General features: G+C 70.6%; 17 protein-coding genes. 1 reads left to right on the top strand and 16 read right to left on the bottom strand.

All coding sequences use genetic code 11. The annotated features are described in order from the left end of the window. Nucleotides 1-19: 19 nt before the first annotated feature. The 9 genes from M8009_RS12785 to M8009_RS12745 all read right to left on the bottom strand — a co-directional run bounded on the left by M8009_RS12785 (nt 20) and on the right by M8009_RS12745 (nt 7,729). Nucleotides 20-1,114, bottom strand: a complete 1,095-nt coding sequence (locus tag M8009_RS12785; protein WP_250061700.1) for a hypothetical protein — start codon at nt 1,112-1,114, stop codon at nt 20-22. Nucleotides 1,115-1,132: 18 nt separating this feature from the next. After that, nucleotides 1,133-1,894, bottom strand: a complete 762-nt coding sequence (locus tag M8009_RS12780) for an energy transducer TonB (RefSeq protein WP_250061699.1) — start codon at nt 1,892-1,894, stop codon at nt 1,133-1,135. Next, a complete protein-coding gene (locus tag M8009_RS12775) occupies nt 1,891-2,301 on the bottom strand; it encodes an ExbD/TolR family protein (protein ID WP_250061696.1) in 411 nt (136 codons plus the stop codon). Before M8009_RS12775 ends, M8009_RS12780 begins: the two co-directional genes overlap by 4 nt. Further along, on the bottom strand, nt 2,294-2,827 hold the full coding sequence (locus tag M8009_RS12770) for a MotA/TolQ/ExbB proton channel family protein (RefSeq protein ID WP_250061939.1): 534 nt from the start codon (nt 2,825-2,827) through the stop codon (nt 2,294-2,296). The genes M8009_RS12775 and M8009_RS12770 overlap by 8 nt, the downstream gene beginning before the upstream one ends. Further along, nucleotides 2,811-4,199: a MotA/TolQ/ExbB proton channel family protein gene (locus tag M8009_RS12765; RefSeq protein WP_250061694.1), complete on the bottom strand. Its 1,389-nt coding sequence runs from the start codon at nt 4,197-4,199 to the stop codon at nt 2,811-2,813. The genes M8009_RS12770 and M8009_RS12765 overlap by 17 nt, the downstream gene beginning before the upstream one ends. Then, nucleotides 4,196-4,993: a DUF3450 domain-containing protein gene (locus M8009_RS12760; protein WP_250061692.1), complete on the bottom strand. Its 798-nt coding sequence runs from the start codon at nt 4,991-4,993 to the stop codon at nt 4,196-4,198. The genes M8009_RS12765 and M8009_RS12760 overlap by 4 nt, the downstream gene beginning before the upstream one ends. Before the next feature lie 220 nt (nt 4,994-5,213). Further along, nucleotides 5,214-5,825 carry a superoxide dismutase gene (locus M8009_RS12755; protein ID WP_250061690.1) on the bottom strand — a complete coding sequence of 204 codons (612 nt, stop codon included), beginning with the start codon at nt 5,823-5,825 and terminating at the stop codon, nt 5,214-5,216. 228 nt (nt 5,826-6,053) lie between these two features. Beyond that, complete coding sequence (locus tag M8009_RS12750) at nt 6,054-6,980, bottom strand: electron transfer flavoprotein subunit alpha/FixB family protein (RefSeq protein WP_250061688.1); 927 nt, start codon at nt 6,978-6,980, stop codon at nt 6,054-6,056. Next, complete coding sequence (locus M8009_RS12745) at nt 6,977-7,729, bottom strand: electron transfer flavoprotein subunit beta/FixA family protein (RefSeq protein ID WP_250061686.1); 753 nt, start codon at nt 7,727-7,729, stop codon at nt 6,977-6,979. Before M8009_RS12745 ends, M8009_RS12750 begins: the two co-directional genes overlap by 4 nt. Before the next feature lie 394 nt (nt 7,730-8,123). On the opposite strand from M8009_RS12745, the gene M8009_RS12740 reads away from it, so the two are divergent. Beyond that, nucleotides 8,124-9,779, top strand: coding sequence for an electron transfer flavoprotein-ubiquinone oxidoreductase (locus M8009_RS12740; RefSeq protein WP_250061937.1), 1,656 nt, complete (start codon nt 8,124-8,126; stop codon nt 9,777-9,779). Nucleotides 9,780-9,934: 155 nt separating this feature from the next. On the opposite strand, the gene M8009_RS12735 is transcribed toward M8009_RS12740, so the two are convergent. From M8009_RS12735 to tmk, 7 genes are all read right to left on the bottom strand, one after another. Next, nucleotides 9,935-10,765 (bottom strand): sulfurtransferase, encoded by an 831-nt coding sequence (locus tag M8009_RS12735; RefSeq protein ID WP_250061684.1) that lies wholly within the window; start codon nt 10,763-10,765, stop codon nt 9,935-9,937. Next, nucleotides 10,762-12,984, bottom strand: a complete 2,223-nt coding sequence (locus M8009_RS12730) for an ATP-dependent helicase (RefSeq protein WP_250061682.1) — start codon at nt 12,982-12,984, stop codon at nt 10,762-10,764. The genes M8009_RS12735 and M8009_RS12730 overlap by 4 nt, the downstream gene beginning before the upstream one ends. Beyond that, nucleotides 12,981-13,550, bottom strand: coding sequence for a DUF1285 domain-containing protein (locus M8009_RS12725; protein ID WP_250061681.1), 570 nt, complete (start codon nt 13,548-13,550; stop codon nt 12,981-12,983). Before M8009_RS12725 ends, M8009_RS12730 begins: the two co-directional genes overlap by 4 nt. Before the next feature lie 46 nt (nt 13,551-13,596). Continuing rightward, nucleotides 13,597-14,442, bottom strand: coding sequence for a TatD family hydrolase (locus M8009_RS12720; protein WP_250061678.1), 846 nt, complete (start codon nt 14,440-14,442; stop codon nt 13,597-13,599). A 69-nt stretch (nt 14,443-14,511) separates the two neighbouring features. Further along, nucleotides 14,512-14,847, bottom strand: coding sequence for a PilZ domain-containing protein (locus M8009_RS12715; protein ID WP_106229220.1), 336 nt, complete (start codon nt 14,845-14,847; stop codon nt 14,512-14,514). Nucleotides 14,848-14,876: 29 nt separating this feature from the next. Beyond that, a complete protein-coding gene (locus M8009_RS12710; protein WP_250061676.1) occupies nt 14,877-15,872 on the bottom strand; it encodes a DNA polymerase III subunit delta' in 996 nt (331 codons plus the stop codon). Beyond that, entirely contained in the window at nt 15,869-16,504 is a 636-nt protein-coding gene (gene tmk / locus M8009_RS12705) for a dTMP kinase (protein WP_250061674.1), read from the bottom strand. The genes M8009_RS12710 and tmk overlap by 4 nt, the downstream gene beginning before the upstream one ends. Between the last annotated feature and the right edge of the window lie 41 nt (nt 16,505-16,545).

The following is a 16,545-nucleotide window of genomic DNA, read 5'->3' as shown; positions in this document are numbered from 1 at the left end:
CCACCCTGCTGTCGATGACCTAGGGGGCGGCCGTCGTGGCCATGGCCTCGAGCCAGCGCTCGGCGTCGCCCTGGCCAAGCGCCTGGGCCCGGCCCAGGGCGCGCTCGGCCAGGGCCTGACGGCCCCAGGTGTGGGCCAGCTGGCCGAGCCTTAGCCAGTCCTCGCCGGCGTCGCTGCGCCTGGCCAGGGCCTCCCAGGCAGCCAGGGCACGCTCGCGGTCGCGCGCCGCCTCCCAGGCCTGGGCCAGCAGGCGCCGGTGCGCCTCGCTATCTTCCAGCTCGCCCTCCTCCAGCGCCTCGGCCAGGAACTCGGCCGCCCGCGCCGGGGTGCCACCGGCCAGGTGCAGCTCGATCAGGCGATGCAGGTCCTCGCTGCCGGCGAGCACCCCGCGCCGCCAGCCGGCCTCCCAGATGGCCGCCGCCTGGCCGGCATCGCCGAGCCGTCGGGCCAGGGCCGCGGCCTGACGCCAGCGCTCGGCGTCGGAACTCTCGCCCAGGCCGTCGGCCAGCAACGCGAGGGCCTCGGCATCGAGGCCGGCGCGCCTGAACACCGTGATGGCCAGGCCGCGCTGGGGCTCGCTGGGCGAGGGGGTGACGGCCAGGGCGCGCTCCGCCCAGTCGGCGGCATTATCCCATCGTTCCAGCTCGGCCAGCGCCCGCACCAGTCGCCAGCGATCCCGCGGTTCGCCGTCATGGCGCGTGATCCAGTCGGCCAGCAGCCTGGCACCCTCGGCGGCTTCCCCCGCCGCCAGGCGAAGCCGTGCCTCGTCGCGCTGCCAACGATCCTGCTGCGCCGACTCCACGCCACGAATCTCGCGGGCGGCGAGAAGATGGTCGGCGGCCGTCGCCGGATCGTCGGCGCGTGCCGCGGCCCCGGCGGCCAGCTGCAGGTAGAGGGCCCGGGCCCAGCGGTCGGCGGCGTTGCCGCCGGCCAGGCGCTCGGCCTGGGAAGCCGCCCGCTCGCTCACTGCCTCGATCTCGCCGGCCTCGAGGCGCTGCTGCAGGCGCTCCAGGTCGTCGATAAAGGATCCCGGCATTGCCGGCGCCGCCAGGGCCACGGGAGCCCCCAGCAGCCAGCCGGCGATGACCAGGGAAAGGCGACGAAGGCGCGACATGGGAGCTCCTTTGGCAGGCTATCTCAGCTGGAATTCCAGGCGTTGCCGGGCGCGACGCAGGCCGTCGGCCGGTTCGAAGCGCCACTGGGCGACCGCCTGGCGGGCGGCATCGTCGAAGACGTTGCGCGGCCGGGCGGAGAGCACGCGGATGCTCGCAGGGTCGACTCGACCGTCGGCTCGGATCACGAACGCCAGCTCCACGTGCCCCTCCAGGCCACGACGCTGGGCCCGCGCCGGGTAGTCGGGCGGCACCCGCTCGGTCGGCGCGACCCGGCCCACGTCCACCGGCTCGCTGCTGGCCGGCTTGGCGCTGGCTGCCTGGCGGGAGGACTCGGCCGGCTCCGTCGACGATTCGGCCACCGGCTCGGGTGACGGCGCCGGCTCACGCTGCGGCTCGGATCGAGGCTCGGGTTGCGGCTCCGGCTCGGGTTGCGGCTCCGGCTGGACCTCGCTGAGCTCCGGCAGTGTGGTGTCGAGTTCCAGCGGCTCGGCCGCTTCCGGCGGCAGTTCCGGCTCGGGCAGCGCCATACGATTCTGCGCGATCGGCGCGGGTTCCGGCATCGGCGGGGGCGTCACCGGCGCCGGCGGGGCGACCTCGGCCACCGGCTCGGCCGCCTCGGGTTCCGGCTCGGCCTCGGGCGCCTCGACGCTGGTCAGCGGCATGCTCATCTCCAGCACCTCGATCTCCGGCTCGGGCGGCGATACCAGCAGCGCCAGCAGCCAGAACAGCAGCAGCGCCAGGGTCACGCCAGCCAGCGCCGCGACGGGCACCCGGGTCATGGCGCGCCCCGGGTCGCGGCCACCGCGACCTGCTCCACGCCGGCCTCGCGAATGCGGTCCATGACCTCGATCAGCAGGCCGGTGGTGGCCTCGCGATCGGCCTGGATCACCACCCCGCCATCGCCGCTGACCAGTGCGGCGACCGCCTCGCCGACGCGGTGGGCGTCCACCGGTTCGCCATCCACCCACACGGCCCCCTCCGGGGTGATCGCCACCATCAGCTGGGCATCGGGCTGGGGGCTGGCGGCACTGGACTCGGGCCGCTCGATCTCCACACCGCTCTCCTTGATGAAGCTGGTGGTGACGATGAAGAAGATCAGCATGATGAAGACCACGTCCAGCATCGGGGTCAGGTTGATCTCGCCGGTATCGCCTCCCTCGGCGGCCAGGCTGCGGCGTCTACGCATGGGAATCCTCCACGGCGCGGGCCAGGCGGTCATGCAACCGCTGGTCCTCGCGCCGGATGATCTGTTCGAGTCGGCTGGTGAACAGCAGCCCCACCACCGCCACGGCCATGCCGGCCAGGGTGGGCAGGGTGGCCCGCGCCACGCCGTCGGCCATGGCCCGCGCCTGTCCGGTATCGCTCAGCGCCAGGCTGTCGAAGACGGCGATCATGCCGGTGACGGTACCCAGCAGGCCGAGCAGCGGACAGAGTCCCACCAGCAGCTTCAGCCAGGGCAGCGGGCGCCGCAGCCGGGCGATCAGCTCGCGGGTCCACACCTCGCGCAGGGTCAGGGCGCTCCAGCTGAGGTGGTCATCGCGGGACGCCCAGCGCACGATGAGGGCACGACGGGCGCGGCGATAGGTGAGGCGGAAGAACAGCACCCGCTCCAGGGCAAGGCTGAACAGCAACGCCGCCACCCCGGCGATGCCGACCAGGATGATCCCGCCGGCATCGACCAGCCGTGCCAGGGGCTCAAGCCAGAGCGGCAGCACGGTGTTCGCTCCCGGATGCGCTTGGGGTGGCCTGGCGCTGCTCGAGACTCTCGGCGAGAGCCGCACTGGCCTGGCCCTCCATCACCCCGGCCAGGTGGCGGCTGCGCCCCGCCAGGGCAGTATGGGCGAACAGCAGCGGCACCGCGGTGATCAGGCCCAGCACGGTGGTCACCAGCGCCTGACTGATGCCGCCGGCCATCAGCTGCGGGTCGCCGGTGCCGAACACGGTGATCGCCTGGAAGGTGACGATCATGCCGGTGACCGTGCCCAGCAGGCCCAGCAATGGCGCCACGCCGGCGAGCAGCTTGACCAGCGGCTGGCCGCGTTCGAGGCGCGGCAACTCGGCCAGCACCGCCTCGTCGAGGCGTGCCTCCAGGGCCTCGGGCACGGGGTCGTCGGCGAGCGCCCGGAAGCGCAGCAGCACCCGGCCCAGGGGGTTATCCCCGCGCAGCCGGCTGAGGTCTTGCAACTGGCGGCGCATCGCCACGCTCACCCTGAGCAGGTAGGCATACTGCAGCAGCCCCACCAGCAGGCCGATGGCGCCCAGGGCCACCACCACATAGCCCACGGCGCCCCCCTGCTGTAAGCGTTCCGTCAGGCTGGGCCGCTGGGCCAGGGCCTCGATGACCTGGCCAAGGGTGGGGTCCAGTGCCAGGCGGTCACCCTCCCCGGCCTGGAAATCGACAAGCAGCTCGCTGACCTCCCCCGGCGTGCGCGACGCCGTGGAGAGCACGCCCTCCACGGCGCCAGGCTCCAAGAGCGCGCCTTGGCTGAAGGCCGCCAGGGCGCCCAGGCGCACCACCTCGCGGGTGGCGATCTCGCCGTTGCCGCTCGCCACGGGCGCGTCGAAGGCGACCACCCGGCCGGTCTCGTCGGTCAGCGTCATCAGTGCATCGCCCAGGGCCTCAAGATGCCCTGGCCGGAGCACCTCGGCGTCATCGAGGCGCGGCGGCAACTCGGCGCCACCCACCGTGACCCAACTCTCGGCCAGCGCATCGCGCAGCTCGCCGCTATGACGTGCCAGGGTGTCCAGTACCGCGGTCAGCTCATCACCCTGCTCGGCCTGGCGTTCGTCGAGCTCGTCGCGACGCGCCAGCTGAGCCTGTTCCGCTTCCGACAGGGCCGCGAAGCGTTCCTCGGCCTCCTCGTGGCGCTCCCGCGCCGCCTCGAGGGCCGCCTGCAGGGCATCGCGATCCTCGACCAGCTCGGCCAGCCGTGCGGCATCGCGGACCTCGGCCGCCTCGCGCTCGGCGCGCAGGGTGGTCAGGGGCTCGTCCTGGGCATGGGCGGGCAAGACGGTGACCATCAGCCCCCCCATCACAAGCCCTGCCAGGGAGCGACGCGCAACACGCGTCCAGGGATGACTCATGAACTCGCCTCCGCGTCGGTGGTGGTATCTGTCCGCTCGAGCGACCGGGAGACCGGCAGTGTCAGCAACTCCGGCGCCCGCTGGTCACGGGCGATGCGCAGGCCGAGGCGCAGCTCTGCACGCCCGGCCTCGTCGAGCTTCTGCCAGCGCCGCTCGTCGGCACGCCAGACACCACCCTCGCGCCCGTCGGGGGTCAGATAATAGAGGCCCACCCGACCCAGGCGCAGGAAGTCCACCTCGCGACGGGCCTCCTCCTCACCCAGGGTGCCGCGCCAGGCGTCCAACTCGCGGCCGTAGTCGAGCTCGGTGCGCCAGGCGGCGAGGGTACGATCCAGGCGCTCCGCGGCCGAGGCGTCGGGGTCGTCGAGGCCGGCCTCGAGGCCCTCGGCGCGGGCCAGGCGCTCCTCCTTCAGGAACGGCAGGTCGCGTTCCACCCAGATCCGCAGGCGCGAGACCAGCGCCTGCTCGAGCTGCGGCAGCGCCTCGCGGGTCTCGGCCAGCGTCGCCAGCGCCGCCTCGCGGCTGTCCAGGCGTTCGCCCCGACGCTCCAGGCGAGGCGCCAGGGCGTCGCTGCGCGCCTCCAGGCGCCGAGTCTCGGCCTCCACCCGGCGCAGCTCACGGAGCAGCTCGCGGGTCTCGTCATCGGCCGCGTCGATGCGCGCCTGGAGTTCGGCCTGGCTGCGCTGGGCCTGGCTGGCCTCCTCGACCAGTGGCTCCTGCGCCTGGAGCAGGCCGAGGGACAGCAGTCCGAGGGCAATGCCGGCCGGCAGTTGTAAGCGAAAGGTCCTCACCATGGCTCTCCGTCGTGGTCCCGGGCAGGGCGCTCACCATGCCACCAATACGAACGATTATCAATGCAAGATGACCACCTGTGCCGCTACGATGGTGCCATCCCCGGCCACAGATGGCGCGGCTCATCCACCGGGCATTGACCCGTGACAACCACGGGGGTCGCGTGCGAAAAAAACCGCACCCCGAGGGGTGCGGCTCGTCCGGCGGGAGAGGGGCCCGGCATCAGGCCGTGGCGTTGCGGTAGCGACGCTCGACATCCTCCCAGTTGATCACGTTGAAGAAGGCCGCCACATAGTCCGGGCGCTTGTTCTGGTATTTCAGGTAGTAGGCGTGCTCCCAGACATCCAGTCCCAGCACGGGCGTATTGCCGTCCATGATGGGGCTGTCCTGGTTCAGGGTATTCTCCACCACCAGCTGACCCTTCGGTGTCACGCTCAGCCAGGCCCAGCCGCTGCCGAAGCGACCCAGCGCCGCCTTGGTGAAGGCCTCCTTGAAGGCGTCGAAGCCGCCCAGTTCGTTGTCGATGGCGGTCGCGACCTGGCCCTTGGGCGCACCGCCGCCGCTGGGCGACATCATCTGCCAGAACATCGAATGGTTGGCGTGGCCACCGCCGTTGTTGATCACCGCCTGGCGCTTTCCGTCGGGGACATGATCGAGGTTGGCGATCAGCTCCTCGACGTGCACGTCCTCGAGGCCGGTGCCCTCGAGGGCGGCATTGAGGTTGTTGACATAGGTCTGGTGGTGACGGGAATGGTGGATCTCCATGGTCAACGCATCGATATGCGGTTCCAGGGCATCGTAGGCATAGGGAAGGTCTGGAAGGGTATGCGCCATGATCACTCCTCCTCGTTGGGGTTCGTCGGGATCCGTAGTCCGGTGTCACCCCCAAGGATGGCAGGGAAGCACACTTGCTGCTAATGATTCCTGTTATCCCTTGTATAGAAGATGTTAATCGACGCCCCTGAACGACGCGAGCCGGCCCTCGAGGGGCCGGCTCGCGCATGGGCTGGCGGACGATCGCGGCTGCTTTTCCGCCCCGGCAGCACCGCGAAGGGATTTTATCTAGAGCTTCTGCTCGAGCTCCGGCAGCGCCTCGAAGAGGTCAGCGACCAACCCGTAATCGGCGACCTGGAAGATCGGCGCTTCCTCGTCCTTGTTGATGGCGACGATCACCTTGGAGTCCTTCATCCCCGCCAGGTGCTGGATGGCCCCCGAGATGCCCACGGCGATGTAGAGGTCCGGGGCGACGATCTTGCCGGTCTGGCCCACCTGCATGTCGTTGGGCACGAAGCCGGCGTCCACCGCGGCGCGGGAGGCGCCGATGGCGGCACCCAGCTTGTCGGCGATGCCGTCGAGGAGCTTGAAGTTATCACCGTTGCCCATGCCGCGGCCGCCGGAGATCACCACCTTGGCCGCGCCCAGCTCGGGGCGGTCGGACTGGGCCAGCTCCTCCTTGACGAAGGTGGACTGGGCGTTGTCGGCGACGAAATCCACCGCCTCGACGGCGGCGGAACCCCCCTCGCCCACGGCATCGAAGCCGGTGGTGCGCACGGTGATCACCTTCAGCGCGTCCTCGCTCTGCACGGTGGCGATGGCGTTGCCGGCGTAGATCGGCCGCTTGAAGGTGTCGGCACTCTCCACGGCGATGATCTCGGAGATCTGCGCCACATCCTTGAGCGCGGCTACCCGGGGCAGCACGTTCTTGCCGGTGGTGGAGGCACAGGCCAGCACATGGCTGTAGTCACCGGCCAGCTCCGCAATCAGCGCGGCGGTGGGCTCGGCGAGCAGGTGGGCGTAGGCGGCGTTGTCGGCCACGCGAACCTTGCTCACGCCGTCCAGCTTGGCCGCGGCCTCGGCGATGGCGCCGACATTCTCGCCCGCCACCAGCACGTCGATATCGCCGCCGATGGCCTGAGCGGCCGCGACCACATGGGCGGTGGCGCCAGCCAGGGCGCCGTCGTGATGTTCGGCAAGGACCAGGATGCTCATGAGATCACCTTCGCTTCATTCTTCAGTTTATCGACCAGCTCATCCACCGAGCCCACCTTAACGCCGCCCTGGCGCTCGGCCGGCGGCTCGACCCTGAGCAGCTTGACCTTCGAGGCCACCTCGACGCCGAGCTCCGCCGGGCTCTTGACGTCCATCGGCTTCTTCTTGGCCTTCATGATGTCGGGCAGCTTGGCGTAGCGCGGCTCGTTGAGGCGCAGATCCGTTGTCACGATGGCGGGCAGCGAAAGCTCCACGGTCTGCAGGCCGCCATCGATCTCGCGGGTCACCTGGGCCTTGTCGTTGTCGATGACGACTTCCGAGGCGAAGGTCCCCTGGGGCAGGCCGGTCAGCGCGGCGAGCATCTGGCCGGTCTGGTTGTTGTCGGTGTCGATGGCCTGCTTGCCGAGGATCACCAGGCCCGGCTGCTCCTCCTCGACCAGCTTGGCCAGCGCCTTGGCGGCACCCAGCGACTCGACGCGTTCGTCGGTCTCGACGTGAATGGCGCGGTCGGCACCCAGCGCCAGGGCGGTGCGCAGCTGCTCCTGGGCGGCCTTGGGGCCGACGGTGACGGCGACGATCTCGGTCGCCACCCCGCGCTCCTTCAGGCGCACCGCCTCCTCCACGGCGATCTCGCAGAAGGGGTTCATGGCCATCTTGACGTTGGTGAGGTCGACGTCACTGTTGTCCGGCTTGACCCGGATCTTGACGTTGTAGTCGATGACGCGTTTGACCGCGACGAGTACCTTCATAGTGTCCTCGCTTGGTTCACACTGGGAACCTGATGGTTGGCGAAGCGGACCCTGTCCCGGGTCGATGCGGGAGGAGACCTGCCTCCTTGGAAACCGGCTGGCATACCCTTATGCGTTTCATGCAAGCGTTTGATAGGCGCAGCAACGTAAAAACCCTCTCAATGTGCCATAGCCGCCTCCTGATCAACAATCCCCGGGCAGCTGGGGCGCATGCCGGGCCATGACGCACTGCACCATCGCAGGGGGTGACCCTTTACCGCTATTATGCCTATCATGGGGCATGGCTAGAAGCAAACGACCGTTTTAAATCCTTCCGACGTTGGTCGCATCCAGTGACCGCGTTCTCGGGACAGCAAGGAGAGAGCAGGTGGAAGAACAAGTCGAACGCGATTCCATGGATTTCGATGTGGTCATCGTCGGCGCCGGGCCGTCGGGCCTCTCGGCCGCGGCTCGCCTGATGCAGCAGGCGGGTGAGGCCGGCCAGGAGCTCACGGTGTGCGTGGTGGAGAAGGGCTCCGAGGTGGGCGCCCATATCCTTTCCGGGGCGGTCTTCGAACCCCGCGCCCTCCAGGAGCTCTTCCCCGACTGGAAGGAGCGCGGTGCCCCGCTGACCACACCGGCGACCCGCGACGAGGTCTACCTGCTCAAGGATGCCGAGAAGGGCCAGAAGCTGCCCAATGCCCTGGTGCCGCCCTCCATGCACAACACCGGCGGCCAGAACCATGGTGGAGAGTCCACCCGCTACGTGATCAGCGCCGGCAACCTCTGCCGCTGGCTGGCCGAGCAGGCCGAGGGGCTGGGCGTGGAGATCTTCCCCGGCTTCGCGGCCCAGGAGACCATCGTCGAGGACGGCGTGGTCAAGGGCATCATCGTCGGCGACATGGGGGTCGGCGCCGATGGCCAGCCCAAGGATGGCCACATGCCAGGCATGGAGCTGCGCGCCAAGTACACCCTGTTCGCCGAGGGGGCCCGCGGCCACTTGGGCAAGCGGCTGATCGAGCGCTTCGAGCTCGACGCAGGCAAGGACCCGCAGCACTACGGCATCGGCCTCAAGGAGCTGTGGGACATCCCCGCCGAGCAGCATGAACCCGGACTGGTGCTGCACGGCTCCGGCTGGCCGCTGGACAAGCATACCCACGGCGGCTGGTTCCTCTATCACGCCGAGGACCAGCAGGTGGTGGTCGGCCTGATCATGGACCTCTCCTACCAGAACCCCTGGCTGTCGCCCTTCGACGAGTTCCAGCGCATGAAGCACCACCCGGTGCTGGCGAAGCATCTCGAGGGCGGCAAGCGCGTCGCCTACGGCGCCCGCGCCATCGCCAAGGGCGGCCTGAACTGCCTGCCGAAGATGACCTTCCCCGGGGGCCTGCTGATCGGCTGCGATGCCGGCACGCTGAACTTCGCCAAGATCAAGGGGCTGCACACCGCCATGAAGTCCGGCCTGGTGGCTGCGGAGAGCGTCTTCGAGGCCCTGGGAGAGGGCGACGAGGGTGGCCAGGAGCTCACATCGTTCACCGAGAAGTGGGAAGCCAGCTGGGCCCATGCCGAGCTCGAGGCGAGCGCCAGCTTCGGCCCGGCGATCCACAAGTACGGCACCTTCCTGGGCGGCGCCTACAACTTCGCCGACCAGCTGCTCGGCGGCAGGCTGCCCAACCTCCACGACACCACCCCGGACCATGCGACGCTCAAGCCCGCCGCGGAGTGCGAGAAGATCGACTACCCGAAACCGGACGGCAAGCTCTCCTTCGACAAGCCCTCCTCGGTGTTCCTGTCGAACACCAACCACGAGGAGGACCAGCCCTGCCACCTGAAGCTCACCGACCCTGACCTGCCGATCCGCGACAACCTGCCTAAATACGCCGAACCGGCGCAGCGTTACTGCCCCGTGGGGGTCTACGAGGTGATCGAGGACGACGCAGGTAACCCCAGGTTCCAGATCAACTTCCAGAACTGCGTGCACTGCAAGACCTGCGACATCAAGGACCCGGCCCAGAATATCACCTGGGTGGCACCGGAGGGTGGCGGCGGGCCCAACTACCCGAACATGTGAGGAGCCAGGAGCCAGGAGCCAGGAGCCAGGAGCCAGGAGCCAGGAGCCAGGAGCCAGGAGCCAGGAGCCAGACAGGATGCCCCCTCGCTGCGAGCTACAAGGAGTTTCCTTGTAGCTCGTTTTTCATGGCTTGCAGCTCCGGGCGTAACCCAGGGTCAGTCGCCGGTCGCCACCGGCCGAGAGGGGTCGCGGATCCACTCGCTCCAGGAGCCGGGATAGAGCCTGGGCAAGGGGCGGCCGGCTACCGCATAGGCGAGGATGGTGTGGCAGGCGGTGATCCCGGAGCCGCAGTAGGCGATCGGCGCTTCGCCCTCGGGCAACTCGCGGGCCAGCACCCCGGCGGACTTGAAGTGCCCGTCGTCGGTGAGGTTGTCGGCACTGGGGCGACACAGGGCACCGGGAATATGGCCCGCCACAGGATCGATGGGTTCCGCCTCGCCCCGGAAGCGCTCCCTGGCGCGGACGTCGACCTTGGTCGCGGCGTCCGCCAGGAGCGCCTCGGCCGAGACGTGGCTGTCGTCGCGGTAGGCCGGCTGCCAGTCGGAGCCTGCCGGCATGGCCTCGGGGTCGCCATCCTCCTGCAGCTCGCCCCCCGCCGCCAGCCAGGCCCTGAGCCCCCCGTCGAGGAGCCGGACATCGGGATGACCCGCCCAGCAGGCGAGCATCCACCAGGCCCGTGCCGCCGCGAGCTGACCGCCCACGTCGTCATAGACCACCACCGGCTGTCGCGGCCTGATCCCCAGACGCTGGACCACCGCGGTGAAGGCCGCTGGCGATGGCAGCGGATGCCGGCCACCCTCCCCCGGCGGCCCGGCCAGGTCACGGTCGAGGTCGAGATGGTGGCTGCCCGGCAGGTGGGCGTCCCACCATAGCCGGCGGCCCGCACCGGGCTCGCCCAGGCGGGCACGACAGTCCAGGACCCGGGGCGGGTTGGCGCCCTCGAGGGCATCGGCCAGCGCGCTGGCCGTGATCAGCGGGTGTGTCATGCGTCGACTCCCTCCAGCAGTTCGATGGGGGCCCGGCGGGCGATCAGGCGGCGCCGCCCGGCGTGGTGGAACCGCACCTCGATCACCGGGTTGTCCGGGTCGCCCTCCACCACGCTGATCCGCCCCTCGCCGAACACCGCATGGCGCAGGCGCTGGCCGACCCGGAACCCCTCGGCTCGAGGCTCGGCGGGCCCGGACGAAGCGGCAGGATGCGCCGCCACCAGCGGCAGCGAGTGACCCAGCGAGGCCAGGTAGCGCCGCACCAGGTCGGGGTCGGACACGGGCAGCGGGCCCTGCGCCTCCCCGGCCTGGGCGCCATCGAGCCGGCGGGCCACGCGCTGGCCATCCTCCCAGGCGGACTCGGCAATGAAGCGGCTGGGACGGTGGTCACCGCCGTCATGGAGCAGCACCAGGCGTTCCCGCGCCCGGGTGATGGCCACATAGAAGAGCCGCCGCTCCTCTTCCAGGCGCCCCGGTGTCAGGGGATTGTCGCGAGTATAGTGGGGAAAGTCCTCCTCGTTGACGCCCGCCAGCAGAACCAGCGGCCACTCCAGGCCCTTGGCGCCATGCACGGTACTGATCAGCACCCCGTCGTCGCGGTTCTCCACCGGCCGCGAGAGCAGCTCGATAAAGGCCCGGGTGTCGTTGCCCAGCTCGCCGGCCTGCTCGACCAGCACGTCGAGCAGGCGCACGTCCTCCTCGCCCTTGTCGCGTCGGGCGGCGGCGCGCTTAAGCACCTTCTCGGCCTCCACGGCCTCTACCACGTGCTCGAGCAGCCGCGCGGGAGGCCAGGCCGAGTGACGGGGCAGCTCGCAGAGCAGCGCCCAGCGCTTCTTGAGGGTGCGTCGCTGATGGGGCTTGAGCCCCTCGAGCAGCGGATCGTGACGCTCCGGCCAGCGCTGGGTCTCGGCCAGCCGGTTGGCCAGGGCGATGATCCGTTCCCGGGCCACGAAGGGGGTGGGCTGAGCCAGCAGCATCGCCAGGTGTCCCGGGTCCTGGAGCCAGCGGGGCTCGACGGCCAGGCGCAGGTAGCCGGCCAGGGCCTCGACCAGCGGCAGCCGAAACACGAAGCGGTCCTCCCGGGCGAGGCGAAAGGGGATGCCCTCACGAAGCAGCGCCAGCTGCAGCGGCACCGACAACGCCCAGCTGCGCACCAGCAGGCAGGCCTCATCCAGCCCGCGGCCCCCACGGCGCCAGCCGTCGAGCTCGGCCAGCAGCCCCTGGCTGCCCTGCCCCACGGCCAGGCCGGTGGCGGGATTGCCCGGGGCGGCCAGGCAGAGCTGGTCGGGACGCCGCCGATTGGCGGCGATGGCGTGGTTGGCGGTGAGGGCCAGCGCATGGCCATGCCGGAAGGTGGTCGAGAGCGGATAGTCGCGGGCCGCCCCGAAAGTGGCGGTGAAGTTTTCCAGCATGGTGTCGGGGTGGGCCCCCCGCCACTCGTAGATGCACTGGTTGGCATCGCCGACCGCCATGACCTCGGCATCGCGGCCGGCGAGCAGCGCCAGCAGCCGCTGCTGGGCGGTGTTGATATCCTGGTACTCGTCGATGACCACGTGGTCGAGAAAGCCCTGGACCCGGCCGCGCAGGCCGGCATCCGCTTCCAGCGCCAGCAGCGGACGATAGAGCAGGTCGGCGAAGGTCATCAGCCCCTGGTCGGCCAGCAGTCGCTCGGCATGCTCGAAGGCGGCCACGAAGTGGCCGGTCTCCTCGCCGAAGTCGAGCTGGCGGTGGAGCTCGGCCGGCGAGGCCATCTCGGCCTTCACCAGCCCGCAGAAGTGGGCCAGCGCCTCGAGGCGCTCGGCCTCCAGGGCCGTCTCGCGCGCCTCGGGCGCCTCGCCCAGGGCGGCGAGCGTCGCCTGGCGCAGCAGCCGCTCGAGCTGCCAGTCGGCGGTGAGCAGCTGGCGAGGCGCGAACACCCCCCAGCGGGTCAGGCTCGCGGTCAGCCGGTGGCCGAGGGAGTGGAAAGTGCGCACGTCGGGCAGCGCCTGGCCGGCCGGCGCCGTGGCCGCCAGGCGCGCCTGGAAGTCTTCCCGGGCCGAGCGGTTGAACATCAGCACCAGGATCCGCGCCGGGGGCACCCCCTGCGCGAGCAGGTGCAGCACCCGGGCGACCATGGTCGTGGTCTTGCCGGCACCGGCCACCGCCGCGACCCGGGCGTGCCCCCGGTCATGGGCAACCACGGCGCGCTGCTCGGGGGTCAGCTGGCGGATCAGCGTCATGGCAGCTCGCCATCAGGCGTGTCCGCGTCCAGCCGCCCCAGGGGCTGCCAGCAGCCCTGGCTGGTCAGGCCCAGCTCGAGGGTGCCCCCGCCGAGCTGGCGGGTCTCGGCCTGCTCCACCAGGCGGTAGTAGACGTTGCGCCCCAGCCGCGCCGCGAGCCCGAAGCGCACCGCGACCTCCGGCACCGTTTCGCCGGCCGGCGTCTCGCTGAGCACCAGCCGGTGGGCCTCGCCGAGCGCCAGGCGGTCGCCGACGTTGGTGGTCAGCCACCACCGGTCGTCTCCGTCGCGCTCGGCATCCACCACCAGGAAGGGGCGGTCCTCGACGCGGATCCGCTGCCGCTCGGCCGGCGTCACCAGCACGTAGTCGCCATCGGGTTCGCGGCGCAGGATGGTCGAGAGCAGGCGCACCAGCCGCGGCCGGGCAATGGCTGTGCCCTCATGGATCCAGCGCCCGTCAGCGGCGATGGTGAGGTCCATCTCGCCGAGGTATTCGGGATGCCAGCGATCCACCGGCGGGATCTCGCCCTCGGGATCGATCTGGGCCAGCAGCGGATCGAGTTGCATGGTGCGCCCTCCCCCGGGCCACGGACGACAGGGTGATGAGGATAGCCTAGACCAGCCCCGCGGAGCGCAGTGCCTCGCGCACCTCGGCAGGGGCGTCGGGTGCCGCCGCGCGGAACAGCCGGTAGAAGTTGGCGGTGGTCTGGGCCGCGACCTCCTCGACGCTGATGCCGCGCTCGCCGGCGATGCACTCGGCGACCTCGACCACCCAGGCCGGCTCGTTGGGCTTGCCACGGTACGGCACCGGGGCCAGGTAGGGGCTGTCGGTCTCGATCAGCAGCCGGTCCAGGGGGACCTGGCGGGCCACCTCGCGCAGTGCCTGGGCGCTGTGGAAGGTGACGATGCCGGACAGCGAGATATAGAAGCCGTGACGCACCGCCTCCCGGGCCATCTCCAGGTCCTCGGTAAAGCAGTGCAGCACGCCGCCCACCGCCGGGTCGGTATGTTCACGGATCAGGGCCAGGGTATCGTCGCGCGCCTCGCGGGTATGGATGATCACCGGCAGCTCGAGTTCACGGGCGGCCATCAGCTGGCGGCGAAACCGCTCTCGCTGCACCTCCCGGGAGGGCACCTTGTCAGGCGTCTTGTCGAGGTAGTGGTAGTCCAGGCCGCACTCGCCGATGGCCACGGCAGCGACGCGCTCGGCCGCATCCTTGATCGCCGCGACGCTCGGCTCCTCGGCGACGCTGTGCAGCGGATGGATGCCGGCGGAGATCACCACGTCGTCATGGGCCCGGGCAAGCTCGGCCAGGGTCGGCAGGTCCTCGAGGGTCACGGCGATGGCCAGGAACTGGCGCACGTCCCGGGCGCGGGCGGCATCGAGGGCGGCGGCAAGATCGCCGCCGTGGGTCCCGGGGTCGAGACGGTCGAGATGGCAGTGGGAGTCGACAAACATTCAGAACACAACCGATGTAAAAGAGTGGGCATTGGAGGCTCGGCGCTCGGCGCTCGGCGCTCGGCGCTCTCAGAGCGTATAGGTCGGGGCGCCCTTGTCGAGATGGCCGGCCAGCAGGGTCTCGATGCGATCCCGCACGGCCTGGTCCTCGGCGCTGAAGTGGATGCCGATGCCCGGGACGCGGCGCCCGGCTACCCCCTCGGGCGAGACCCAGACCACCTGGCCGGTGACCGGGACCCGTTCGGCATCTCCCGGGAGCATGAGCAGCAGGAAGACCTCCTGGCCCAGCTCGTAGCGCTCGCGGGTGGGCACGAAGATGCCGCCACGCTCCAGCACCGGCATGTAGGCCGAGAGCAGGGTCGGGACGTCCTGGATCGTCAGGGAGAGCGCTTTCTGTGCGGCCATGGAGCCTCCTCGGTCAAGGGCACAAGGTGTCAGGAGCGCAGCAGCGTGGACCAGCGGACCAGCCAGGCCTCGAGGGCCAGCTGGGGGTTGGGGTTGCCCCCCTCGGCCAGGAGGCGGCGCTGCTCGCGGGCGTAATCCAGCAGGCGGAACCAGTCACGCACCCGGGCATTCTTGACCGCCTGGCGATAGAGCACCAGCAGGTCGGGGTTGCGCAGCTCGCTGGTATTGCCCGATAGCCCCAGACGAATCAGGTCCTCGAGCCAGGCGATACCGTACCACAGGATGGCATCGATGGACTGGCGCTCCAGGCGTGCCGCCTCGGCCACCGGTTCGGCCCCCCTGACCAGCGCCTCGAAGGTATCCAGGAGCTGCTGGCGCAGCGCCCGGGATTCCGGCTCGGCGAGTTCCAGCGCCCGCAGCGGCAGGCCGCCCGCGGCGCGGAAACAGAAGCGGGCCTCCTCCTCGCCGCCCAGCCGCTCGGCCAGCCAGTCGCAGCAGTCGGCCTCGGCCGGCACCGGCAGGCTCCAGTGCTGGCAGCGCGAGCGGATGGTGGGCAGCAGCCGTGAGGGAATGTCGGCAAGCAGCACGAACAGCGTCCGTCCGCCGGGCTCCTCCAGGCTCTTGAGCAGCGCATTGGAGGCCGCCACGTTCATGGCCTCGGCCGGCGAGATCACGATCACGCGATAGCCGCCCTGCTGGGCGGTCTGGGCGACGAAGGCATTGACCTCGCGGACCGGGCCGATGCGGATCTGCCGCTTGCCCTCCTCGGGCGCCACGCGCAGCAGGTCAGGATGGTAACCCGAGGCCAGCATGTGGCAGGCATGGCAGCGGCCGCAGGCATGCTCGCCCGGCGAGGCGCAGAGGGTGCGAGCCACCAGCGCCTCGGCCAGGGAGTGCTTGCCGATGCCGTGGGCGCCGGAGATCAGCAGCGCGTGGGGCAGTCGCCCGGCATCGGCCAGGCGTACCAGCTCCTGCCACCGCGCCTGCAGCCAGGGCAACGGACGGGGGACCTCGACCTCGCTCATGACCAGGCCACCAGCCGCTCGTCCAACCGCGCCAGCAGCTCGGCCTGGACCTCCGCCAGGCCGGCACCGGCGGCGATCACCACCATGCGACCGGGATCCGCCTCGGCACGGGCGAGGTAGGCCCGGCGCACCGCCTCGAAGAAGGCGCCGCGCTCCCGCTCGAAGCGGTCGCGCTCACCGCCCTCCCCCTGGAGGCGTCCAACGAGGCGCTGCTGGGCCGCGGCCATGGGCATGTCCAGCAGCAGCGTCAGGTCGGGCGTGAGGCCCTGCTGGACGAAGGCCTCGAGCTCGGCGATGCGCGCGGCCTCGATGCCCCGTCCGCCGCCCTGATAGGCATAGGTGGCATCGGTGAAGCGGTCGCAGACCACCCAGGCGCCGCGCTCGAGTGCCGGGCGGATCACCCTGGCCAGGTGCTGAGCCCGGGCGGCAAACACCAGCAGCAGTTCGGCATCGGGGTCGAGGGGCTCCTCGCCGGCGGGGTCGAGCAGCAGGCGGCGCATCGCCTCGGCACGCGGCGTGCCGCCGGGCTCACGGGTGGCCACCACCTCGTGGCCACGCGCCCGCAGGTGGTCTACCACCAGGGCCAGGTTGGTGGACTTGCCCACTCCCTCCCCGCCTTCCAGGGTGATCAAGCGTCCTTTTCCTTGATTGCCATTCCGCTCGAGACGTTCCC

It is taken from the genome of Halomonas gemina (assembly GCF_023554995.1).
Taxonomy (GTDB): domain Bacteria; phylum Pseudomonadota; class Gammaproteobacteria; order Pseudomonadales; family Halomonadaceae; genus Halomonas; species Halomonas gemina.
The sequence above is the reverse complement of the archived record's forward strand: the minus strand, read 5'-3'. Positions and strand labels throughout refer to the sequence as shown.